Origin of the sequence: Salinibacterium sp. ZJ450 (assembly GCF_011751885.2) — a bacterium.
GTDB lineage: Bacteria > Actinomycetota > Actinomycetes > Actinomycetales > Microbacteriaceae > Ruicaihuangia.
The window spans coordinates 1,223,993-1,247,047 of sequence record NZ_CP061771.1 but is presented as its reverse complement, the minus strand read 5'-3'; the positions used below and the strand labels follow the sequence as shown (position 1 = coordinate 1,247,047).

Genomic DNA, 23,055 nt, shown 5'->3' with positions numbered 1-23,055 from the left:
TCGAGAACCACAAAGTGGACGCAAGCAGCTCATTTCCCCAGACACCAGCCTTACAACGGTGTGTGAGTGGTGATTGTCAAGTTATCGGCTTATTAGTACCGGTCAGCTTCACGAGTCTTTAGTCCTCGCTTCCACATCCGGCCTATCAACCCAGTAGTCTGGCTGGGAGCCTCTCCCCCGAAGGGATGGAAATCTCATCTTGAAGCCGGCTTCCCGCTTAGATGCTTTCAGCGGTTATCCGTTCCGAACGTAGCTAATCAGCGGTGCTCCTGGCGGAACAACTGACACACCAGAGGTTCGTCCATCCCGGTCCTCTCGTACTAGGGATAGATCTTCTCAAATTTCCTACGCGCGCAGCGGATAGGGACCGAACTGTCTCACGACGTTCTAAACCCAGCTCGCGTACCGCTTTAATGGGCGAACAGCCCAACCCTTGGGACCTACTCCAGCCCCAGGATGCGACGAGCCGACATCGAGGTGCCAAACCATGCCGTCGATATGGACTCTTGGGCAAGATCAGCCTGTTATCCCCGAGGTACCTTTTATCCGTTGAGCGACAGCGCTTCCACAAGCCACTGCCGGATCACTAGTCCCGACTTTCGTCCCTGCTCGACTTGTCAGTCTCACAGTCAAGCTCCCTTGTGCACTTACACTCGACACCTGATTGCCAACCAGGTTGAGGGAACCTTTGGGCGCCTCCGTTACTTTTTGGGAGGCAACCGCCCCAGTTAAACTACCCACCAGGCACTGTCCCTGAACCGGATCACGGTTCGAAGTTAGATATCCAATATGACCAGAGTGGTATTTCAACATTGACTCCACGAACACTAGCGTGCCCGCTTCATAGTCTCCCACCTATCCTACACAAGCCACACCGAACACCAATACCAAGCTGTAGTAAAGGTCACGGGGTCTTTCCGTCCTGCTGCGCGTAACGAGCATCTTTACTCGTAATGCAATTTCGCCGAGTTCGCGGTTGAGACAGCTGGGAAGTCGTTACGCCATTCGTGCAGGTCGGAACTTACCCGACAAGGAATTTCGCTACCTTAGGATGGTTATAGTTACCACCGCCGTTTACTGGGGCTTAAATTCTCAGCTTCGCCTTGCGGCTAACCGTTCCTCTTAACCTTCCAGCACCGGGCAGGCGTCAGTCCGTATACATCGTCTTGCGACTTCGCACGGACCTGTGTTTTTAGTAAACAGTCGCTTCCCACTGGTCTCTGCGGCCATCAAACGCTTCCGGGAGTAAATCCCTTCACGTATCAGGCCCCCCTTCTCCCGAAGTTACGGGGGCATTTTGCCGAGTTCCTTAACCACGATTCTCTCGATCTCCTTGGTATTCTCTACCTGACCACCTGAGTCGGTTTGGGGTACGGGCGGCTTGAACCTCGCGTCGATGCTTTTCTTGGCAGCATAGGATCACCGAATTCCCCCGTGAGGGGTATGCGTCAGATCTCAGGCATGTGAACGACGGATTTGCCTATCGTTCGCCCTACATCCTTACCCCGGGACAACCATCGCCCGGTACGGCTACCTTCCTGCGTCACACCTGTTAATACGCTAACCGCCTCAGTTTGGGTCACGCGCTAGCCCTGAACTCCTCACCCCGAAGGGATCAGAAAACAGGATTCGGGCGTTTAGCATCACCGAATTGGTTGGGGCGGTTCTTCGCCGGTACGGGAATATCAACCCGTTGTCCATCGACTACGCCTGTCGGCCTCGCCTTAGGTCCCGACTTACCCAGGGCGGATTAGCCTGGCCCTGGAACCCTTGGTCTTTCGGAGGACGGGTTTCTCACCCGTCTTTCGCTACTCATGCCTGCATTCTCACTCGTGTGGCCTCCACGGCTGGATCACTCCGCCGCTTCACTGGCCACACGACGCTCTCCTACCGATCCGCACGGCTGAACCACGAAGGCTTACCTAATATGCGAATCCTACAACTTCGGCGGTGTGCTTGAGCCCCGTTACATTGTCGGCGCGGAATCACTTGACCAGTGAGCTATTACGCACTCTTTCAAGGGTGGCTGCTTCTAAGCCAACCTCCTGGTTGTCTGTGCAACTCCACATCCTTTCCCACTTAGCACACGCTTGGGGGCCTTAGTTGGTAGTCTGGGTTGTTTCCCTCTCGACGATGAAGCTTATCCCCCACCGTCTCACTGCTGCGCTCTCACTTACCGGCATTCGGAGTTTGGCTGACGTCAGTAACCTTGTAGGGCCCATCGGCCATCCAGTAGCTCTACCTCCGGCAAGAAACACGCAACGCTGCACCTAAATGCATTTCGGAGAGAACCAGCTATCACGAAGTTTGATTGGCCTTTCACCCCTATCCACAGCTCATCCCCTCAGTTTTCAACCTAAGTGGGTTCGGTCCTCCACGCGTTCTTACACGCGCTTCAACCTGGCCATGGATAGATCACTTCGCTTCGGGTCTAGGACATGCGACTGAATCGCCCTATTCAGACTCGCTTTCGCTACGGCTACCCCTCACGGGTTAACCTCGCCACATATCGCTAACTCGCAGGCTCATTCTTCAAAAGGCACGCTGTCACCCCTACTAAGGAGGCTCCAACGGTTTGTAAGCAAACGGTTTCAGGTACTATTTCACTCCCCTCCCGGGGTACTTTTCACCTTTCCCTCACGGTACTTGTCCGCTATCGGTCATCTGGGAGTATTTAGGCTTACCAGGTGGTCCTGGCGGATTCACACGGGATTTCTCGGGCCCCGTGCTACTTGGGATACTTCCCGCCGCTGCGCAGCATTTCGACTACGGGGATCGCACCCTCTATGTCCAGGCATTCAAACCTGTTCGTCTATACCGCGCATGTCAACGTGAACTGCGGCAGCAGTCCGTGAAGTCCCACAACCCCGACCATGCAACCCCTGCCGGGTATCACACATGATCGGTTTGGCCTGATCCGGTTTCGCTCGCCACTACTAACGGAATCGCTGTTGCTTTCTCTTCCTGTGGGTACTGAGATGTTTCACTTCCCCACGTTCCCTCTACCCGCCCTATATATTCAGGCGGGAGTCACCAGGTCGCACAAGTACGCCTGGCGGGGTTTCCCCATTCGGAAATCCTCGGATCGAAGCTCGTTTATCAGCTCCCCGAGGCTTATCGCAGATTACTACGTCCTTCTTCGGCTCCAGATGCCAAGGCATCCACCGTTTGCTCTTAGAAACTTGAAATCACATGAGTTTGAATCGTTTAGAGTCCCGGAATAAATCCGGAACAGAAATTGACCAATGATCTACCGCACACCAGCCCCAAGGGCCGGCATGCGTGTTTAGATCTTTGTGATCCAGGACAAAGTCCTGAATCTAAGATGCTCGCGTCCACTGTGTAGTTCTCAAAATACGGGCGGTACCCCCACCGGAAACGACACCCGCAAGCGGGCATTGGTCGAAACCGGTCAAGGGTCCAAGAGGTTCGTGTCCCACCCAAAGGGTGGGGCCCGGTCCCTCAGGACCCAACAGCGTGCAAAGACCAGGCCCGCCGGCGGGCTCCGTTCCCACTCCCGAAGGAGCGTACTGAGAGACCGCGTTTGGTCCTGGTCACAATGTCAATGTTCCACCCATGAGCGCCACCGGGAAACATGTGTTCCCGAAATGGCTTGGCAAGAAGTTCCGGCTGTATACAGGCCGGCTTGCACATGCTCCTTAGAAAGGAGGTGATCCAGCCGCACCTTCCGGTACGGCTACCTTGTTACGACTTAGTCCTAATCACCGATCCCACCTTCGACAGCTCCCCCCTTGCGGTTGGGCCACTGGCTTCGGGTGTTACCGACTTTCATGACTTGACGGGCGGTGTGTACAAGGCCCGGGAACGTATTCACCGCAGCGTTGCTGATCTGCGATTACTAGCGACTCCGACTTCATGAGGTCGAGTTGCAGACCTCAATCCGAACTGAGACCGGCTTTTTGGGATTCGCTCCACCTTACGGTATTGCAGCCCTTTGTACCGGCCATTGTAGCATGCGTGAAGCCCAAGACATAAGGGGCATGATGATTTGACGTCATCCCCACCTTCCTCCGAGTTGACCCCGGCAGTCTCATATGAGTTCCCACCATTACGTGCTGGCAACATACGACGAGGGTTGCGCTCGTTGCGGGACTTAACCCAACATCTCACGACACGAGCTGACGACAACCATGCACCACCTGTTTACGAGTGTCCAAAGAGTTGACCATTTCTGGCCCGTTCTCGTATATGTCAAGCCTTGGTAAGGTTCTTCGCGTTGCATCGAATTAATCCGCATGCTCCGCCGCTTGTGCGGGCCCCCGTCAATTCCTTTGAGTTTTAGCCTTGCGGCCGTACTCCCCAGGCGGGGAACTTAATGCGTTAGCTGCGACACAGAAACCGTGGAATGGTCCCTACATCTAGTTCCCAACGTTTACGGCATGGACTACCAGGGTATCTAATCCTGTTCGCTCCCCATGCTTTCGCTCCTCAGCGTCAGTTACGGCCCAGAGATCTGCCTTCGCCATTGGTGTTCCTCCTGATATCTGCGCATTCCACCGCTACACCAGGAATTCCAATCTCCCCTACCGCACTCTAGTCTGCCCGTACCCACTGCAGGCTGGAGGTTGAGCCTCCAGTTTTCACAGCAGACGCGACAAACCGCCTACGAGCTCTTTACGCCCAATAATTCCGGACAACGCTTGCACCCTACGTATTACCGCGGCTGCTGGCACGTAGTTAGCCGGTGCTTTTTCTGCAGGTACCGTCACTTTCGCTTCTTCCCTACTAAAAGAGGTTTACAACCCGAAGGCCGTCGTCCCTCACGCGGCGTTGCTGCATCAGGCTTGCGCCCATTGTGCAATATTCCCCACTGCTGCCTCCCGTAGGAGTCTGGGCCGTGTCTCAGTCCCAGTGTGGCCGGTCACCCTCTCAGGCCGGCTACCCGTCGTCGCCTTGGTGAGCCATTACCTCACCAACAAGCTGATAGGCCGCGAGTCCATCCTTGACCGAAATTCTTTCCACAACCAGACCATGCGGCCGGTCGTCATATCCGGTATTAGACGCCGTTTCCAGCGCTTATCCCAGAGTCAAGGGCAGGTTACTCACGTGTTACTCACCCGTTCGCCACTAATCCAGAGAAGCAAGCTCCTCTTTCATCGTTCGACTTGCATGTGTTAAGCACGCCGCCAGCGTTCGTCCTGAGCCAGGATCAAACTCTCCGTAAATGTTTGATTGCACGGATGCGAACATCCGGCACATCTAGTGTGTCCAGCCACCGGAATAGGCGGACAAGACACAAGTTTGAAACTGACAGAACAAATCATTACTGACTTGCTTTGTTGTTTAAATGTTTTCCAAAGGAATCTCTTCCCTAACCGAAGTCAGGGCCGAGGTTTTTGGCATTTGACATTGTGCACGCTGTTGAGTTCTCAAGGATCGGACGCACCCGAGTTACAACCAGATCTTCGATCCGGCCTGCCCTCGGGGCAACTTCCTTAGCTTAGCACTTCTTTCTGGCCTCGTTGACCGCCGTTATCAGGCTGATCTGCGAAGACACTTCTAGAAGTGGTTCAGCATTGTTACGCACAAACAACTGGGCCGCAAAGCAGCTATTGTTGTTGGCTTGGTCCCGGCTTGAGGCCGGGAAGCTCTTCCGCTTCCCGCACCTTTGGGGTGACAAGAAGAAACATTACGTGGATGTTTCCAGTCCGGCAAATGAACGTAAATCCCGGGCGTGTCCGTGATTGCGGTTCAGTTTCGCGGCCGTTTTCGGTTACGAAATGACCACGCCGGCGAGGGACTTTTTGCCTCGTCGGAGCACCGCGAAGCGACCGTGCAGCAGCGCGGCGCCCAGTGTTGCCGCGTCATCCGTCACCTTGTCGTTGTTCAGATAGACGCCGCCCTGCGCAATGGCACGGCGGGACTCCCCCAGGCTCTTGGTGAGGGTCGCGTCCACCAGCAGCTGCGCTATCGTCGACGACGAGTTGGCCTCGGCCGCCTGCGGCAGCTCCCGGATCGCGGCCTCGAGCGTGACCGCGTCGAGTGCGGCAAGCTCGCCCTGTCCGAACAGGGCAGCGGATGCCGCGATCGCGGCTCTCGTGGCGTCTTCGCCGTGCACCAGGGCGGTGACCTCGAAAGCGAGCACCTTCTGCGCTTCGCGCTTGAACGGTTCGCTCGCCACAGCCTCCGCCAGCCGGTCGATCTCGGTCCGGTCGAGGAAGGTGAAGATCTTCAGCCGGTCGACGACATCCTTATCGTCGGTATTGACCCAGAACTGGTAGAAGGCGTACGGGCTGGTCAGCTCGGGGTCGAGCCAGACGGCGTTCCCCTCGCTCTTGCCGAACTTTGTGCCGTCGGAGTTGGTGATCAGCGGGGTGCCGATGGCGTGAACGCTGGCGCCCTCCGCCTTGTGGATCAGGTCGGTGCCGCTGGTGAGGTTGCCCCACTGGTCGCTGCCGCCGGTCTGCAGCACGCAGTTGTAGCTGCGGTAGAGCTCGAGGTAGTCCATGCCCTGCAGAATCTGGTAGCTGAACTCGGTGTAGCTGATGCCGGCGTCGCTGTTCAAGCGGGCGCTCACGGCATCCTTCTTCAGCATGGTGCCGACCCGGAAGTACTTGCCCACCTCGCGCAGGAAGTCGATCGCCGACAGCGGCGCGGTCCAGTCGAGGTTGTTCACCATGCGCGCCGCGTTGTCGCCCTCGAAGCTGAGGAAGCGCTCGATCTGGCCTTGCAGGTAACCAACCCACTCCGCGACGGTGTCCTTGGTGTTCAGGGTGCGTTCTGCGGTCGGGCGCGGGTCACCGATCAGCCCGGTGGAGCCGCCGACGAGACCGAGCGGGCGGTGTCCGGCCAGCTGGATGCGACGCAGCAGCAGGATCTGCACCAGGTTGCCGAGGTGCAGGCTGGGCGCGGTCGGGTCGAAGCCGCAGTAGTAGGTGATCGGCTCCCCCGCCAGCAGCTTCTTCAGCTCGTCGGCATCCGTGGACACGTGCACGAGGCCGCGCCAGGTGAGTTCGTCCCAGACGTCCTCGAAGGAGTCGTCGTTTCGCTGATTCTGCAAAGCTGATGCTGAGGTTGACACGGCTCCCACTGTACTAGCGGCGTGTCGCGAGCACCGCGAACGCGTGCCCCGGCAGCAGCACCGCGTCACGGTCGAGCATCACCGCGTCGGCGGCCAGCAGCAGCATCCGGTGGCCGGCCTCGAGCGGTACTCTCGTCGGCTGGTCGCTGAAGTTGACCGCGATGCTGACCGCGCCGCGGCCCAGTAGGAACCAGCCGGCTGCGGCGTCGAACCGGGTGCGGATGTCGCGGAATCGCGGGTCGCGGAACTCGGGGTGTCCCGCGCGGAGTTCGGCGAGCTGCCGGTACAGCGCCAGCAGCCGGGCGTGCTCGCCCTGCTCGCGTTCCTCCCAGCGCAGCTTCGACCGGTCGAAGGTGGCCGGGTCCTGCGGGTTCGGCACGGTGCTCTCGTCCCAGCCCATCCGGGCGAACTCGGCGATGCGGCCCTTCGCGGTGGCCACGCCGAGTTCCGGCTCGGGATGCGAGGTGAAGAACTGCCACGGGGTGGACGCCGCCCACTCCTCGCCCATGAACAGCATCGGCGTGAACGGGCCGAGCATCACCAACACGGCGGCGATGCCCAACTGGCCCGGGTCCAGCTGGGCGCTGAGGCGGTCGCCGGCCGCCCGATTGCCGATCTGGTCATGGTTCTGCGAGCAAACCACCAGCCGCCAGGTGGGCATCCGGTCGCGATCGATCGGCCGACCGTGGTTGCGGCCGCGGAAGCTGGAGAAGCTGCCGTCGTGGAAGAACCCGCGTTGTAAAACCTTGTCCAGTGCCTCCAGTGAGTGGAAGTCGGTGTAGTAACCGTTCGCCTCGCCGGTGAGGTTGCTGTGCAGGGCGTGGTGGAAGTCGTCGCTCCACTGTGCGTCGAGCCCGTACCCTCCGGCGTCGCGCGGGGTGATCAGCCGCGGGTCGTTCAGGTCGGATTCGGCGATCAGGGTGAGCGGCCTGCCGAGCTCGGCGGACAGGACCGCGACATCCTGAGCCACCTGCTCCAACAGGTGCGTGGCACGGTGGTCGACGAGCGCGTGCACCGCGTCGAGGCGCAGCGCGTCGACGTGGTAGTCGCGGAACCAGGCCAGGGCGTTGTCGATGATGTAGCGGCGCACCGGGTCGGACTGGTCGCCGTCGAGATTCAGCGACGCACCCCAGGTGTTCGCCGACGCCGGGTGCAGGTACGGGCCGAACCGGGGCAGGTAGTTGCCGCTCGGGCCGAGGTGGTTGTAGACGACGTCTTGCACCACGCCGAGTCCGGCGGCGTGGCAGGCGTCGACGAACCGCTGGTAGGCGGCCGGTCCCCCGTACTGCTCGTGCACCGCGTACCAGAGCACCCCGTCGTAGCCCCAGTTGTGGGTTCCGTTGAACGCGTTCACCGGCAGGAGCTCGACGAAGTCGACGCCGATGCTCTTCAGGTGGTCGAGCCGGCCGGCGGCGGCATCCAGGGTGCCTTCGCGGGTGAAGGTTCCGATGTGCAGTTCGTAGATCACGCCGCCGGCCAGTTGCCGACCGGTCCACGCGGCGTCCGACCAGGCGAACTCACCGGGATCGAAACTGCGCGAGCGCTCGTGCACCCCCGATGGCTGCCGCCGGGAGCGGGGATCGGGCAGCATCGTCGGGTCGTCATCGAGCAGGTAGCCGTAGTCGACCGGGCGCCCTTCGGCGCGCTCGAGCGCGGCGTGCAGGGCGTCCGGCTCGGGCGTCCACCAGCCGTCGGCGGCGCGGAGCATGGGGAGGGTGTCGTCGGCGAGGCTCAGTCGGACGGTGGTTGGGGTGGGCGCCCAGACAGAGAATGGGGTGTGGACGGTCATCGGGGCGCCTCCTCTGCGGAGAGCAACGCCACCGGGTAGTGCTCGAGCAGCGTCGCCAGTGGCACCTCGCCGGGCTCGTAACGCCGCCGGGTGAACTGGTCGGTGTGCGCCGACTCGAGCTGGATGGCGGTGTCCCGCCAGCCGCCGGCGTCGGCGAGGCCGAGCGGCAGTCGCGTGCCGATGCTGATCGCCCCGCCGCGGTCGAACCCGATGAGGTGGTCCGCGGCGGCGCCGGTCGCGAGCAGCGGCCGGTAGCCGGTGAAGAGGTGGGCGTTGTCGCGGCGGAGTCGCAGCGCGCGGCTGGTGATGAGCAGCTTGGCGGCCCCGTCAGAATCGACGGGCGGGCGCCATCCGTCGTCCAGGCGTGCCAGCAGCCGCGCCCGTTCGGCGAAGTCGACGGGGCGCCGGTTATCTGGGTCGACCAGTGATAATTCCCACAGTTCGCTGCCCTGGTACACGTCGGGCACCCCGGGAGCGGTGAGCTGCAGCAGTTTGGCGGTGAGGCCGTTGGAGAAGCCCGCAGCGCTGATCCGATCAACGAACGCGGTGATGACAGCGATCACCACCGGGTCGGCTACCGTCGCATCGACCAGGTTTGTGAGCTTCCGTTCGAACGCCTCATCCGGCACCGTCCAGTGCGTGCTGAGATCGGCTTCGCGGGCGGCCTTCAGCGCGTAGCCGAGCAGCCGGTCGCGGCCGATCGGCCACGCCGCGATGGTGGCCTGCCAGAGCAGGTTCTCCAGCGGCCCGTCGCCGACCGACACCTGGGATCGCAGGGCGTCGAGCACCTCGGCCCAGTCGTCCGGCAGTTCGGCGAGCACCGCCAGCCGGGCTCGGGCATCCTCCGAGCGCTTGGTGTCGTGGGTGGACAGGGTGGTCATGGTGTGCGGCCAGTGCGCCTGCCGGTGCTGCTGCACTGCGTGGAAGCGGTCGACGCTGACGCTGAACTCCGACGGGTCGGCGCCCACCTCGGTCAGCGAGGTCAGCGGCGAGTACCGGTAGAACGCCCGATCCTCCACCCCCTTCGCCATCACCATGCCGGAGGTCTGTTGAAAACGCGTGGCGGCCGGATGTCGCGGATCTTCGAGTACCTCGGACAGCGCCCGCAGCGGCTCGGCCAGTTCCGGACGGCGACGGGTTGCCTCGCGCACAGCGGTCGCCAGATGCTCGGCCCCGTCTGGCAGGTAGGACCGGTAGACCGGGAAGCAGGCGAGCACCTCGGCGAGCGCCTGTTCGGTGGTGCCGGCGTCGAACCGGTCCCAGCCGAGATCCCGCACCAGCCGCCGCACCTCGGATCGCAGCATGCCGTCGGTCACCTCACGCTTGCCGTGGTGCACCAGCTCCGGCCACGGGACGGCCTCGCCGCGCAGCCGCGCATCGAGCGCTATCAACGGGGTCTCGGCTTTTGGATCGGTGAGCACCCGGTCGATCACCGCCAGCGCGTCGTAGCCGGTGCTGCCGGACACCGCCCAGTTGGCCGGCAGCGCCTCCCCCGGCTCGAGGATCTTCTCCACCAGCACCCACGCGCCACCGGTGAGTACCCGCAGCCGGTCGAGGTAGCCCTTCGGATCGTGCAACCCGTCGGGGTGGTCGACTCGGAGCCCGTCAACGAGGCCTTCGTCGAACCAGCGGGCCACCTGTGCATGCGACTCGTCGAACACCCGCGGCAGCTCAACGCGGAGGCCGGCCAGGCTGTTCACCGCGAAGAAGCGCCGGTAGTTCAACTCGTCGTCGGCGCGGCGCCCGTCGACGAGTTCGTAGTGCTGGCGCGCGTGCACCTGAACCGCGTCGGCGCCGTCGTCCGCCGTGCCCGGAGCGAGCGGGAAGCGGTGGTCGTAGTAGTGCAGCTCGTCGCCGAGCACGGTGAGCGCCGCGACATCCGCCGCCGTGCCCAGCACCGGAATCCGCAGCCGACCGTCGCCCGCCGCCCAGTCGATGTCGAAGGCCGCGGCGTGCGGCGACGACTGCCCGTGCTTCAGCACGTCCCACCACCACGGGTTCTGCGCCGGGGTCGCCACACCGAGGTGGTTCGGCACGATGTCGACCAGCACACCGAGGCCGTGGTGCCGGGCGGCGGCGACCGCGCGGCGGAAGCCGGCCTCACCGCCGCGCTCGGCGTCGAGGCGGGTGGGGTCGGTGACGTCGTAGCCGTGCTCCGAGCCGCGTTCGGCCTGCAGGATCGGCGACAGGTAGATCCAGTCCACGCCGAGGTCGGCCAGGTACGGGATGACGCCGGCCACCGCATCGAAGTCGAACCCCGGCCGCACCTGCAGCCGGTACGTGCTGGTCGGGATTCTCATCCGACCTTCTCGGTGTGCGAGCCGGTGAGCACGCTGAGGCTGGCCGCCACCGAGTCATCCGCCACATGGTCGAGCGGGCTGTGCGCGCGCAGCACCACCAGCGACCGCCCGGTCACCGATAGGGTGCTGCCGGCCGCGATGGTGTCGAGCTCCTGCACTCCCCCGCTGGTGTCGACCACAATCTCCCAGTGCTCGGAGAATTGGGCGGTAGGCAGGGTGAAGTCAATCGGCTCGGCGTCGGCGTGGAACAGCACGAGAAAGTTGACGTCGGTGATCGGCTGGCCGCGCGGATCACGTCCGCGGATGCCGTGGCCGTTCAGAAAGACGGCCACCGACCGGGCGAACTGCGTGTCCCAGTCCTTCGCCGCCATTTCGGTTCCGCTCGGGGTGAGCCAGACGATGTCCGGCAGCGGCTCGCCCTTGCCGCGGGTCACCGGCCGACCGTCGAAGTAGCGCATCCGGCGGAAGGTCGGATGCTCGTGCCGCAGCCGGGCGACGGCCGCGGTGAACTCGACCAGCGGCTGGTCGACCGTGCTCCAGTCGATCCAGGACAGTTCGGAGTCCTGCGCGTACACGTTGTTGTTGCCCTGCTGGGTGCGCCCCAACTCGTCGCCGTGCGTGATCATCGGCACCCCCTGCGACAGCAGCAGCGTCGCCAGGAAGTTGCGCTGCTGGCGGGAGCGCAGAGCGAGCACGTCCGCGTCATCCGTCGGTCCCTCGATCCCACTGTTCCAGCTGCGGTTGTGGGACTCGCCGTCCTTGCCGGCTTCGCCGTTGGCCTCGTTGTGCTTGTCGTTGTATGACACGAGGTCGCGCAGGGTGAAGCCGTCGTGCGCGGTGACGAAGTTGATCGACGCCACCGGGCGGCGCCCCTCCGATTCGTAGAGGTCGGCGGAGCCGGTGGCCCTGGCCGCGAACTCGCCAAGGGTCGACGGTTCGCCTCGCCAGAAGTCGCGGACCGTGTCGCGATACTTGCCGTTCCACTCTGTCCACTGCGGCGGGAAGTTACCCACCTGATAGCCGCCCGGTCCGACATCCCACGGCTCGGCAATCAACTTCACCTGCGACACGACCGGGTCCTGCTGCACCAGTTCGAAGAAGGTGGCGAGCTTGTCGACGTCGTAGAACTCACGCGCCAGCGCGGCGGCGAGGTCGAAGCGGAATCCGTCGACGTGCATCTCGATCACCCAGTAGCGCAGGCTATCCATGATCAATTGCAGCGAGTGCGGATGCCGCACGTTGAACGAGTTGCCGGTGCCGGTGTAGTCCATGTAGAACTGCGGGTCGTCATCGACCAACCGGTAGTACGCGGCGTTGTCGATGCCCTTGAACGACAGCGTCGGACCGAGGTGGTTGCCCTCGGCGGTGTGGTTGTAGACCACGTCAAGGATCACCTCGATGCCCGCCCTGTGCAGGGCGCGCACCATGCTTTTGAACTCCTGCACCTGCTGGCCGGTGTTGCCGGTCGACGAGTATGCGTTGTGCGGTGCGAAGAAGCCGATGGTGTTGTAGCCCCAGTAGTTCGACAGCCCCTTGTCCTGCAGGGTGTTGTCGTTCACGAACTGGTGCACCGGCATCAGCTCGATCGCGGTCACGCCGAGCTTGGTGAGGTGGTCGATCACGGCCGGGTGGGCGACCCCGGCGTAGGTGCCGCGTTGCTCCTCCGGCACCGCGGGGTGCAGTTGGGTCAGGCCCTTCACGTGCGCCTCGTAGATGATCGAGTTGCTGTACGGGGTGCGCAGCGGCCGGTCGCCTGCCCAGTCGAAGAACGGGTTGATCACCACGCTCTTCATCGTGTACGGCGCGGAGTCGTCATCGTTGCGGCTGGCCGGGTCGCCGAAGTCGTAGGAGAACAGCGACGGGTTCCACTGGATGGCGCCGTCGATCGACTTGGCGTACGGGTCGAGCAGCAGCTTCGACGGATTGTTGCGAATCCCTTGCTCTGGCAGGTAGTCGCCGTGCACCCGGTAGCCGTAGCGCTGGCCCGGCTGCACGTGTGGCAGATACGCGTGCCAGACGTAGGCGTCGACCTCGCGCAGAGCTACCCGGGTTTCGGCCCCGTCCTCATCGAAGAGGCAGAGTTCGACCCGGGAGGCCGCCTCGCTGAACAGGGCGAAGTTGGTGCCGCTTCCATCGAAGGTCGCGCCCAACGGATACGGCGTTCCCGGCCAGGTTTCCACCACTGATGCCCCCGATCGACAGGTCAGATGTCGTCCCGAGCCTATGCGCTGCGACCGGTCGCTGTCAGGTGTCGGCTCGGTGTCGGGTTGGTATTCGAGCGGTGTTGCGCTCTCACAACAGACGCGCGCATCAACCCCTGCGGTTTGATTAATGGCCAATCATGCTTGTAAGGTTGATCGTGCCGACGACAACCCTGTCGGCTTGATCAGGGAGGCCGGATGTTCGTCATCACTGCGGATCAGGTGAACAGCCGAGGCACCTCGGATCAGGTGGCCGCCACCTTGGACGAGCTCAACCGGGCCGGCGGGCTGACGCTCGCCGCCGAACGCACGGCAGGCGACGAGCTGCAGCTGGTCACCGCCGATGCGGGCACGGCGCTGCGGGTGCTGCTGGAGTTGTCACGCTCCGAGCAGTGGAGCACCGGCTGCGGCATCGGCCCGGTGGACCTGCCACTCCCGCGGTCGACGCGCGAGGCATCCGGTGACGCCTTCATCGCCGCGCGCACCGCGATCGACCGGGCGAAGAAGCGCGCGACGCGCACGGCGATTGTCAGTGTTGGATCGGATGTCGCGCCATCCGCATCGGATCTGCAGGCCGTGCTCGACCTGCTGCTGCACCTGCGGGAACGGCGCAGCGCCGAGGGCTGGGAGCTGTACGACCTGGTGCGTCACGGGCGGTCACAGGCGGATGCCGCGGCCCGACTCGGCATCACCCCGCAGGCCGCGAGCAAGCGCGCGCAGGCGGCACACCTGCGCGCTGAGGCGGAAGCGACCGTGGCTCTGGCTAGGCTCATGGAAGCGCACGACGCGTCCGCATCCGCCGCCGCGTCCGCCGACACTGACAAGGGGTAACCAGTGCTCTCGCTCATCGTCTGGATCACGGTCGCCGTGCTCTGCCTCGCCGGCGTGGTGGCGGCCGTGCTCGCGGCGCAGCAGCGCTACCGGCGACTGTCCGTGGTGCCGATCGTGCCCGTGGTGCTGTGCGTGTTCATCATCTGGTTCGGCGGGCTTCCGGCGTTGACGCTCGACGTGCTGCCCGCGTTGATCAGCCTGTTCGTCGCGACGCTCGGCATCGTCGCCGGCGGGCCGTTGGCGGCGCTGGTGCTGCGGCTCGCCACTCGCTCGACACCCGGCACCCACGGCGGCATCATCGTGCTGCGCGAGCACAACCCGCAGGAGGTGCTGCGCGGCGGCACCGCCATCGGCTTCCTGGAGCGGCTCGGCGTGGTCGCCGGCATCGCGGTGGGCTACCCGGAGGCGCTCGCCCTGGTGGTGGCGGTGAAGGGTGTCGGCCGCTACTCGGAGCTGAAGGAACCCGAGGTGCGCGAGCGCTTCATCATCGGCACGCTCGCCAGCCTGATCTGGGCTGCCATCTGCGGCACCGTGCTCAGGGTCGGGCTCGGGTAGCGCGCTTCGCCTCAGCGCTTCTTCGGGACGTGTGCCTTGTATGGCGACACCGTGGGGTCACCCGGTATCCAAAACCGCCAGGGAAAGTGACGGGTGCCGCCCGCGCCTGAGACGCCGGTGCGCGGGCCGGTGGCGAACGGCGCCGCGTCATTCGGCAGGTCGAGGCGGATGTCGCTTGCCGCCAGGTCGCTGCCGCCGTCGGTCAGCGTGATCCCGAGCGCCACGGCGAGGCGCGCGGGCCCGCGAGCCAGGTCGATGTCGCGGCGGCTGGTGGTGCGGCGCTCGCGTGCCAGTTCGATGCCCTCGATGACCTCGCCGGCGCGAAGCAGTATGCCGGAGGCGCTGCCCTCCGGTGAGCAAACCACGTTTGCGCAGACGTGCATGCCGTAGGTGAAGTACGTGTACAGGTGACCCGGCTGGCCGAACATCACCGCGTTGCGCTTGCTCAGCCCACGGAACGCGTGCGATCCGGGGTCTGAGCCTTCGCCGAGATACGCTTCCACCTCGGTGAGGCGCACCGTGACCTGGCCCTTGCTGATCGTGGCGCCCAGCAGGTGCGGGGCGACCTCGAGCGCGGGTCGGCTGAGCAGGTCTCGGTCGAACACGGCGACAGCTTACGTGAGCCCAGCGAGCGGGTGAGCGCCTCGCGGTGAGCGCCGTCGAAACCCACGAGCGCCGCGGTTGTTACCCCGGCGCTCGTCAGTTTCAGCGGCGCTCGCTCTCGGCCGTTGTTGTCGCGCTCACCATTTCGGTCGTGTCGACGGGCCGGGGTGGGCGGACTAGCTTGAGCCCGATCACCGCCACGATGATGCCGCCGATGAACAGGGCCTTCCAGGCCGAAAACGCCTCGTCGCCGGTGAGCATCGCGTAGCTGACGGTCAGCGCTGCGCCGACACCCACCCACACCGCGTATGCGGTGCCGATCGGGATCTGCTTCATCGCCCAGCCGAGGCCGGCCATGCTCGCCGCCAGGCCGACTCCGAACACAATCGTCGGGACGAGCTCAGTGAACCCGTTCGAATACCCGAGAGCGGTCGCCCAGACGGCCTCGAACACGGCACTGAGCAGCAGAATGAACCACGCCACCTAGCTCACCACCTTCAGGCCGACCACGCAGGCGACCAGCAGTAGCAGCAGCAGGATTCGGGCGGTCGATGCGCGCTCCTTGCCCGTCACCATTGCCCAGACAACCGTGAGCGTCGCCCCGATGCCGACCCACACCGCGTACGCGGTACCGGTGGGAAGCTCCGTCATGGCGAACGCCAAACCGGCCATGCTCAAAACCAGGGCGATGACGAACAACACCGTCGGGCCCAGCCGACGGAACCCGTTCGAGGCGGACAGCGCGGACGCCCACACCGCCTCGAGCACACCCGCGACGATTAAAATCAGCCAAGCCACGACAAACTCCTCTGAGTCAGTCTTGTCGTGATGCGGGTACTGCTCCCTCGTCCGCGAACCATCGAGGTTCCGTGAAAGATCCTAAGCCGCGTACCCGGTCAAACGCTGTGCACGCCGCGGGGCGCGGGTGGCGCGCCTCAAGCAGTGAGCGCCGCGAAAACGGCCGAGCGCCGCCGCCGCGGCAGCGGCGCTCGGCCGAAAGTACGGCGCTCACCGGGCCACGGCGTCGTGCGGGCCGCCGCGGGCGCGGGCCTGCGCCCGGCTAGAGCTCGGCGCGCGGGGTGACGGCCCGCACCCGCGCGGTGAGGGCTACTCGCTGCTCGGCCACGCGCTCGGGGGCGGTGCCGCCGACGCCTGACCGGCTGGCGATCGCGCCGTCGACGGTGAGCACCTCGCGCACGCCTGCGGTGAGCCGCGGGTCGATCGCGGCGTACTGGGCGTCATCCGGCTCGTGCAGCTCGAGTCCGTTCTCCTCGCAGAACCGCACCAGCGAGCCCGAAATCTCGTGGGCCTCACGGAACGGAACGTGCTGCTTGACCAGCCACTCCGCGACATCCGTGGCCAAAGAGAAGCCCTGCGGGGCGAGCGCCGCCATCCGTTCGGTGTCGAAGCGCAGGGTGGCGACCATGCCGGTGAAGGCGGGCAGCAGCACCTCGAGGGTCTCGACAGAGTCGAAGACCGGCTCCTTGTCCTCCTGCAGGTCGCGGTTGTAGGCCAGCGGCAGTCCCTTGAGGGTGGCCAGCAGCCCGGTGAGGTTGCCGATCAGCCGGCCGGACTTGCCGCGCGCGAGCTCGGCGATGTCGGGGTTCTTCTTCTGCGGCATGATGCTCGAGCCAGTGGAGTAGCCGTCGTCGAGGCGGACGAAGCCGAACTCGCGGGTGTTCCAGAGGATGATCTCCTCAGCGAAGCGGGACAGGTCGATGCCGATCTGCGCCGTGATGAACGCGAACTCGGCGACGACATCGCGCGATGCCGTGGCGTCGATGGAATTCTCGGTGACGCCGGAGAGGCCGAGCTCCCGGGCGACGAGCGCCGGGTCGAGGCCAAGCGAGCTGCCGGCCAGCGCGCCGGAACCGTATGGCGACAGGGAGGCCCGGGTGCGCCAGTCGCGCAGGCGTTCCAGGTCGCGGACCAGCGGCCAGGCGTGCGCGAGCAGGTGGTGGGCCAGCAGCACCGGCTGGGCGTGCTGCAGGTGGGTGCGGCCCGGCATTGCGGCAGTGCCAGCGGTCTCGGCCTGGGCGCCGATGGCGTCGATCAGGTCGATGACGAGCTTGCTGATGCGCTCGGCCTTCTCGAGCAGGTACAGGCGGATGAGGGTGGCGATCTGGTCGTTGCGGCTGCGGCCGGCGCGCAGCTTGCCGCCGAGTTCTGCCCCGACGATGCCGATCAGCGCGGCCTCGAGGGCGCCGTGCACATCCTCGTCGCTGTCCTGGGCGACGATCTCGCCGGACTCCACCGCGGCGAGCAACGCGTTGAGCCCGTCGAGCATCCGTTCCAGTTCGCCGGAGTCGAGGTAGCCGGCGGCCGCCAGCGCGGCGGCGTGGGCGCGGGATCCCGCGATGTCGTAGGGGGCGAGCTGCCAGTCAAAGTGCGTCGACTTGCTGAGCGCGGCGAGCTCGGGTGACGGGCCCGACGCGAATCGGGCACCCCAAAGGGAGCCCTCGTTGGTGCCGTGCTGGTTGGTGCCGTGCTTGGTCATGCTGCCACCAGACCGTTCTTCTCGAGCAGCCAGACCAGCAGCGCCTTTTGCGCGTGCAGGCGGTTCTCCGCCTCATCCCAGACCACGCTCTGCGCGCCGTCGATCACGGGCCCGGTGACCTCGAAACCACGGTCGGCGGGCAGGCAGTGCATGAACAGGGCGTCGGAGTTGGCCGTCGCCATCAGCGCCTCATTCACCCGGTACTCGCCGAAGGTTGCCAGTCGCTCCGCCTTCTCGGCCTCCTTGCCCATCGACACCCAGGTGTCGGTGACCACGATGTCGGCGCCAGCGACGGCCGCCTGCGGGTCGACGAAGATCTCGATCGAGCCGCCGGTGCTGTCGGCGATGCGGGTGGCGTCGGCCACCACGGCGGGTGCCGGGGCGTAGTCGGCGGGCGCGGCGATCCGCACGTTCATGCCCGCGGTGGCGCCGGCCAGCAGGTAGGACTGCGCCATGTTGCACGCCCCGTCGCCGAGGAAGGTGACGGTGAGACCGGCGAGGCGTCCCTTGTGTTCACGGATCGTCTGCAGATCGGCGAGCAACTGGCACGGGTGGAAGTCGTCGCTCAGCGCGTTGACCACCGGCACCGTGGTGCCCGCGGCCATCTCCTCCAACCCGGACTGTGCGTAGGTGCGCCAGACGATGGCCTCCACCATGCGCTCGAGCACGCGCGCCGTGTCGGACGGGGTCTCCTTGCCGCCGAGCTGGCTGGATGCGGTGCTGATGATCAGCGGGCTTCCGCCCAGGTCGGCGATGCCCACGGCGAAGCTCACTCGTGTGCGGGTGGATGACTTGTCGAACACCACGGCGACCGTGCGCGGGCCGGCGAGCGGCTGAGTGGCCCAGCGCTCGCGTTTCAACCTGTCGGCGAGGTCGAGGATCTCGAGCTGCTCGTCCTGGGTCAGGTCGTCGTCGCGCAGAAAGTGGCGGGTCATTGGGCTTCCTCCAGCGCTCGCGCGAAGATATCGATGAATATTTCGACCTCAGCGTCGCCGATGATCAGCGGCGGAGCCAGTCGAATGGTGGTGTCGTTGGCGGCGTTCACGATCAGCCCGAGGTCAAGTGCCCGTGCGGCCACCGCATGCGCCACGTCGTCGGTCAGCCCGATACCGAGCAGCAGGCCACGGCCGCGCACCTCATGCACGAGCGGATGCTGCAGCTTCAGGATGGCGCTCTTCAACTGGCCACCGCGGAACGCGGCGTTCTCGAGCAGGCCGGCGCGTTCGATCTCGCCGAGCACCGCGTTGCCTGCGGCGGTGGCGAGCGGGTTGCCGCCGAACGTGCTGCCGTGCTGGCCGACAGTGAACAAGTCGGATGCTGCGCCGAAGGTGATGAGCGCACCGATCGGCACTCCCCCGGCGATGCCCTTGGCCACGGCGATCGCATCGGGAACGATGCCGGCACCCTGGAACGCGAACCAGTCGCCGGTGCGGCCTGCCCCTGTCTGGATCTCGTCGATGATCAGCAGCGCGCCGTGTTGCGCGGTCAGCTCACGGGCGCGCACGATGAACTCCTGGTCGAGTTCGACCACGCCAGCCTCGCCCTGAATCAACTCCATCACCACGGCCGCGACCGGCTGGTGTTCGGCGAACGCGGCCTCGATTGCCAGCACGGTGGCCTCGATGTGTTCGACGCCGGGCAGCATCGGCTCAAACGGTTCACGCAGGGCGGCCTTGGCGGTGAGTGCCAGGGAACCCATGGTGCGCCCATGGAAACCGTGATGCAGGGCGATGATCCGGCCATGCTGGTTGTTGCGTCTGGCCAGCTTCACGGCGGCCTCGATCGCCTCCGCGCCGGAGTTGCCGAAGTAGACCCGTCCGTCATCGCCGGCGCCGCTCAACCGCAGCAGGCGCTCGGCCAACTCGATCTGCGGGGCGGTGGCGAAGTAATTCGACACGTGCGCGGCGAGTGCCACCTGGTTGGAGACGGCGTCGACGAGCGCCGGATGCGCGTGCCCGAGCGAGTTCACGGCGATTCCGCCGAGGAAGTCGAGGTACTGGTTCTGGTCGGAGTCCCACACATAGCAGCCGAGGCCGCGCTCCAGCAGCCGCAGCGGAGTGGGCGCCGACTTCATCATCGCCTCGGCGAAGCGGTCTTTGTACGTTTCGATCACGGTGTCCGATTCGGTCACGCAGACACCACCTCCGTTCCAATGCCGCCGTGGGTGAAGATCTCCAGCAGGGTGGAGTGCGGCTGTCGGCCGTCGATGATCGCGGCCTTCGCGACGCCGCCGTCGACGGCGTCGAGGCAGGCGGTCATCTTGGGGATCATGCCGGCCTCGAGTGAGGGCAGCAGGCCGCGCAGTTCGTCGGCGCTGATCGCCGAGACCAGCGAGTCGCGGTTCGGCCAGTCACGGTACAGTCCCGCGACATCCGTCAGCACCAGCAATTTCGCGGCCTGCAGGGCGACAGCCAGCGCCGCCGCGGCGGAGTCGGCGTTGACGTTAAGCACCTGCCCGGCGTTGTCGGCATCGGGCGCGACCGACGAGACGACGGGGATGCGTCCGGCGTTGACCTCGGCGAGGACCACGGCGGGGTCCACCTCGATCACGTCACCGACCAGCCCGATGTCGACGAGTTCCCCGTCGACCATGGCCCCACGCTTGCGACCGCGGAACAGGCCGGCGTCCTCACCGGAGATCCCGGAGGCGAGCGGACCGTGCTCGTTGATCAGGCTGATCAGCTGACGGCTGACCTGACCGGTGAGCACCATCCGCACCACGTCCATGGTCTCCGGGGTGGTGACGCGATAGCCGCCCTTGAATTCGCTCTGGATGCCGAGTCGCTCGAGCATCGCGGAGATCTGCGGGCCGCCGCCGTGCACGATCACGGGCTTCACGCCCGCGTAGAGCAGGTACACCATGTCTTCGGCGAAGGCCCGCTGCAGGTCTTCGTCGACCATCGCGTTGCCGCCGAACTTGATGACCACGATCTCGCCGTGGAAGCGCTTCAGCCAGGGCAGGCTTTCGATCAGCGTGGCGGCCTTCTCGGCGGCGTCGGGGTGCTTCTTCGCGGCGGTCACGAGCTGTACGCGCTGTTCTCTTCGACGTACGCGTGGGTGAGGTCGTTGGTGAGGATGATCGCGCTCTCGCTGCCCGACTTGAGGTCGATCACGACGCTCAGGGTGCGCGGCGTCAGGTCGACCAGCTCACGCGGCTGATCGGGTGCGCCAGCGTGGCAGACGCGGATGCCGTTCATCTCGACATCCACCTGGTATGGATCGAATTCCGCCTGGGTGGTGCCGATCGCGGCCAGCACCCGGCCCCAGTTCGGGTCGTTGCCGAACACCGCGGTCTTAAACAGGTTGTTACGGGCGACCGAGCGGCCGACCTCAACCGCGTCGTCCTCGCTGGCGGCACCCATCACCTGGATCAGGATGTTGTGACTGGCGCCCTCGGCATCCGCCATCAGCTGCGTGGCGAGGTTCATGCACACGTCGGTGAGTCCGTACTGGAAGGCGTCGAGGTCGGGCTTGACGCCGGATGCTCCGGATGCCAGCAGCGTCACCTGATCGTTGGTAGAGGTGCAGCCGTCGGAGTCGAGCCGGTCGAAGCTGACCCGGGTGGCCGCGCGCAGCGCGGTGTCGAGCTCCTCGGAGCTGAGGTCGGCGTCGGTGGTGATCACGACGAGCATGGTGGCCAGCGCCGGGGCGAGCATGCCCGCGCCCTTCGCCATGGCGCCGATACTCCAGCCGTCGTCTGAAGAATACGTGGAGGTCTTCGGCACGGTGTCGGTGGTCATGATGGCCTGCGCGGCATCCGCTCCACCCTCGGGGTGCAGCGCCGCCACGGCGAATCGCACGCCGCCCAGCACCTTGTCGAGGTCGAGTTGCTCGCCGATCAAGCCGGTGGAGCAGACCAGCACGTCGCCGGCTGAGGTACCCAGCCCCTCGGCGACCGCCTCGGCGGTCGCGTGGGTGGTCTGGAAGCCCTGCGCCCCGGTGAAACAGTTGGCGCCGCCGGAGTTCAGCACCACCGCGTCGACGGTGCCGTCCTTGATGGCTTCCCTTGACCAGATGATGGGGTTGGCCTGCGCCCGGTTGCTGGTGAACACGGCCGCGGCGGCCTTGTTCGGTCCGTCGTTGACGATGAGGGCGAGGTCTTTGCCTCCGCTGGTCTTGAGGCCGGCGGTCACGCCGGCGGCGCGGAACCCTTTCGCTGCCGTTACGGTCACGGGGCCACTCCATCCATCGGAAGTCCAGTCGTCTCGGGCAGGCCGAGCGCGAGGTTCATTGATTGCACGGCCGCACCGGCGGTGCCCTTGACCAGGTTGTCGATCGCGGAGATCACCACGACCCGGTCGGCTGCCTCGTCGACCGCGAGGCCGATCAGCGTCGAGTTCGAGCCGAGCACGTCGGCGGTCTTCGGAAACTCGCCCTCCGGCAGCAGGTGCACGAACGGCTCGTGGGCATAGGTGAGCTGCCAGGCGGCACGCACGTCGGCGGCGCTCACTCCCGGCTGCAGCACGGCGGTCGAGGTCGCGAGGATGCCGCGCGACATCGGAACCAGCACCGGCGTGAACGAGACGCTGACGCCCTCGCCGCCGGCCGCGGTGAGATTCTGCCGGATCTCGGGGTTGTGCCGGTGGCTGCCGCCCACCGCGTACGGTGCCGCGGATCCGTGGATCTCACTGGCCAGCAGGTGCGTTTTCAGGCTCTTGCCGGCACCGGAGGTGCCCACGGCAAGCACGGCCACGAGGTCGTCCGAGCGGATCACTTCGGATTGGATGCCGGGGGCAAGCCCCAAGGTGATGGCGGTGACGTTGCAGCCGGGAACCGCGATGCGCTTCGCGCCGAGCAGGTTGTCGCGTTGCCGGCCGCCGGCGCGCAGCGGCAGCTCGGGCAGGCCGTAGGTCCAGGCCCCGTAGAACTCGCCGCCGTAGTACTTCGCCCAGTCGGCTTCGTCGGTGAGGCGATGGTCGGCGCCGCAGTCGATGACCAGGGTGTCGTCGCCGAGGTGCTCGGTGAGCTCTCCCGACTTGCCGTGCGGCAGTGCGACGAACACCACGTCGTGCCCCGACAGGTTCTCGGGCGTGGTTTCCACCAGGGTCAGGTGCGCGAGCGACCGCAGGTGCGGTTGCACCTGGATGAGCGGTTGCCCCGCGTTGGAGTGGGCTGTGACGGTTGTGATGGTGACATCGGGGTGGGCTGCCAGCAGACGCAGCACTTCACCACCCGCGTAGCCGCTGGCACCAGCAACGGCAACGGAAAGAGACATGTCTCTACCTTAATGAGGATCG

Annotated in this window: 15 protein-coding genes, 2 rRNA genes and 1 riboswitch; of the genes, 2 read left to right on the top strand and 15 right to left on the bottom strand. The window is 65.2% G+C overall.

Annotated features, from left to right (window positions below; all coding sequences use genetic code 11):
* Positions 1-72: 72 nt before the first annotated feature.
* From HCT51_RS05960 to glgX, 6 genes are all read right to left on the bottom strand, one after another.
* Positions 73-3,188 (bottom strand): 23S ribosomal RNA (locus HCT51_RS05960).
* Between the two features lie 475 nt (positions 3,189-3,663).
* Positions 3,664-5,186 (bottom strand): 16S ribosomal RNA (locus HCT51_RS05955).
* The 16S and 23S rRNA genes sit together here, the layout of an rRNA operon.
* A gap of 548 nt (positions 5,187-5,734) precedes the next feature.
* Positions 5,735-7,042 carry a tyrosine--tRNA ligase gene (gene tyrS, locus HCT51_RS05950; RefSeq protein ID WP_191413781.1) on the bottom strand — a complete coding sequence of 436 codons (1,308 nt, stop codon included), beginning with the start codon at positions 7,040-7,042 and terminating at the stop codon, positions 5,735-5,737.
* A gap of 13 nt (positions 7,043-7,055) precedes the next feature.
* Positions 7,056-8,831, bottom strand: a complete 1,776-nt coding sequence (gene treZ / locus HCT51_RS05945; RefSeq protein ID WP_166871264.1) for a malto-oligosyltrehalose trehalohydrolase — start codon at positions 8,829-8,831, stop codon at positions 7,056-7,058.
* Positions 8,828-11,131, bottom strand: a complete 2,304-nt coding sequence (gene treY / locus HCT51_RS05940) for a malto-oligosyltrehalose synthase (RefSeq protein WP_166871262.1) — start codon at positions 11,129-11,131, stop codon at positions 8,828-8,830. Before treY ends, treZ begins: the two co-directional genes overlap by 4 nt.
* The gene (glgX, locus tag HCT51_RS05935; RefSeq protein WP_166871418.1) at positions 11,128-13,311 is read right to left on the bottom strand and encodes a glycogen debranching protein GlgX; all 2,184 of its coding nucleotides are present in this window, start codon (positions 13,309-13,311) and stop codon (positions 11,128-11,130) included. The genes treY and glgX overlap by 4 nt, the downstream gene beginning before the upstream one ends.
* Before the next feature lie 219 nt (positions 13,312-13,530).
* Here glgX and HCT51_RS05930 point away from each other — a divergent pair, with 219 nt between their 5' ends.
* Both HCT51_RS05930 and HCT51_RS05925 read left to right on the top strand, forming a co-directional pair.
* On the top strand, positions 13,531-14,163 hold the full coding sequence (locus HCT51_RS05930) for a DNA-binding protein (protein ID WP_166871259.1): 633 nt from the start codon (positions 13,531-13,533) through the stop codon (positions 14,161-14,163).
* 3 nt (positions 14,164-14,166) lie between these two features.
* On the top strand, positions 14,167-14,718 hold the full coding sequence (locus tag HCT51_RS05925; RefSeq protein WP_166871257.1) for a hypothetical protein: 552 nt from the start codon (positions 14,167-14,169) through the stop codon (positions 14,716-14,718).
* 11 nt (positions 14,719-14,729) lie between these two features.
* On the opposite strand, the gene HCT51_RS05920 is transcribed toward HCT51_RS05925, so the two are convergent.
* The 9 genes from HCT51_RS05920 to argC all read right to left on the bottom strand — a co-directional run bounded on the left by HCT51_RS05920 (position 14,730) and on the right by argC (position 23,033).
* Positions 14,730-15,323 (bottom strand): DNA-3-methyladenine glycosylase, encoded by a 594-nt coding sequence (locus HCT51_RS05920; RefSeq protein ID WP_166871255.1) that lies wholly within the window; start codon positions 15,321-15,323, stop codon positions 14,730-14,732.
* Positions 15,324-15,423: 100 nt separating this feature from the next.
* Positions 15,424-15,804 (bottom strand): DMT family transporter, encoded by a 381-nt coding sequence (locus tag HCT51_RS05915; RefSeq protein ID WP_166871253.1) that lies wholly within the window; start codon positions 15,802-15,804, stop codon positions 15,424-15,426.
* Complete coding sequence (locus tag HCT51_RS05910) at positions 15,805-16,119, bottom strand: DMT family transporter (protein ID WP_166871250.1); 315 nt, start codon at positions 16,117-16,119, stop codon at positions 15,805-15,807. It abuts the gene before it with no gap.
* 10 nt (positions 16,120-16,129) lie between these two features.
* Positions 16,130-16,194, bottom strand: a riboswitch (guanidine-III (ykkC-III) riboswitch).
* A 187-nt stretch (positions 16,195-16,381) separates the two neighbouring features.
* Entirely contained in the window at positions 16,382-17,818 is a 1,437-nt protein-coding gene (gene argH / locus HCT51_RS05905; RefSeq protein ID WP_166871248.1) for an argininosuccinate lyase, read from the bottom strand.
* Positions 17,815-18,753 carry an ornithine carbamoyltransferase gene (gene argF / locus HCT51_RS05900; protein WP_166871246.1) on the bottom strand — a complete coding sequence of 313 codons (939 nt, stop codon included), beginning with the start codon at positions 18,751-18,753 and terminating at the stop codon, positions 17,815-17,817. Before argF ends, argH begins: the two co-directional genes overlap by 4 nt.
* Positions 18,750-19,949 carry an acetylornithine transaminase gene (locus HCT51_RS05895; protein ID WP_255523548.1) on the bottom strand — a complete coding sequence of 400 codons (1,200 nt, stop codon included), beginning with the start codon at positions 19,947-19,949 and terminating at the stop codon, positions 18,750-18,752. The genes argF and HCT51_RS05895 overlap by 4 nt, the downstream gene beginning before the upstream one ends.
* Complete coding sequence (gene argB, locus HCT51_RS05890) at positions 19,946-20,839, bottom strand: acetylglutamate kinase (protein ID WP_166871244.1); 894 nt, start codon at positions 20,837-20,839, stop codon at positions 19,946-19,948. The genes HCT51_RS05895 and argB overlap by 4 nt, the downstream gene beginning before the upstream one ends.
* Complete coding sequence (gene argJ / locus HCT51_RS05885; RefSeq protein ID WP_166871242.1) at positions 20,836-21,990, bottom strand: bifunctional glutamate N-acetyltransferase/amino-acid acetyltransferase ArgJ; 1,155 nt, start codon at positions 21,988-21,990, stop codon at positions 20,836-20,838. The genes argB and argJ overlap by 4 nt, the downstream gene beginning before the upstream one ends.
* Positions 21,987-23,033: an N-acetyl-gamma-glutamyl-phosphate reductase gene (argC, locus tag HCT51_RS05880; RefSeq protein ID WP_166871240.1), complete on the bottom strand. Its 1,047-nt coding sequence runs from the start codon at positions 23,031-23,033 to the stop codon at positions 21,987-21,989. Before argC ends, argJ begins: the two co-directional genes overlap by 4 nt.
* Positions 23,034-23,055 lie beyond the last annotated feature (22 nt).

What these genes read in the sequence shown, in the direction of transcription:
- treZ (WP_166871264.1), bottom strand. Translation starts at nt 8,831, where the DNA reads ATGACCGTCCACACCCCATTCTCTGTCTGGGCGCCCACCCCAACCACC.
- treY (WP_166871262.1), bottom strand. Translation starts at nt 11,131, where the DNA reads ATGAGAATCCCGACCAGCACGTACCGGCTGCAGGTGCGGCCGGGGTTC.
- HCT51_RS05930 (WP_166871259.1), top strand. Translation starts at nt 13,531, where the DNA reads ATGTTCGTCATCACTGCGGATCAGGTGAACAGCCGAGGCACCTCGGAT.
- argH (WP_166871248.1), bottom strand. Translation starts at nt 17,818, where the DNA reads ATGACCAAGCACGGCACCAACCAGCACGGCACCAACGAGGGCTCCCTT.
- argF (WP_166871246.1), bottom strand. Translation starts at nt 18,753, where the DNA reads ATGACCCGCCACTTTCTGCGCGACGACGACCTGACCCAGGACGAGCAG.
- argC (WP_166871240.1), bottom strand. Translation starts at nt 23,033, where the DNA reads ATGTCTCTTTCCGTTGCCGTTGCTGGTGCCAGCGGCTACGCGGGTGGT.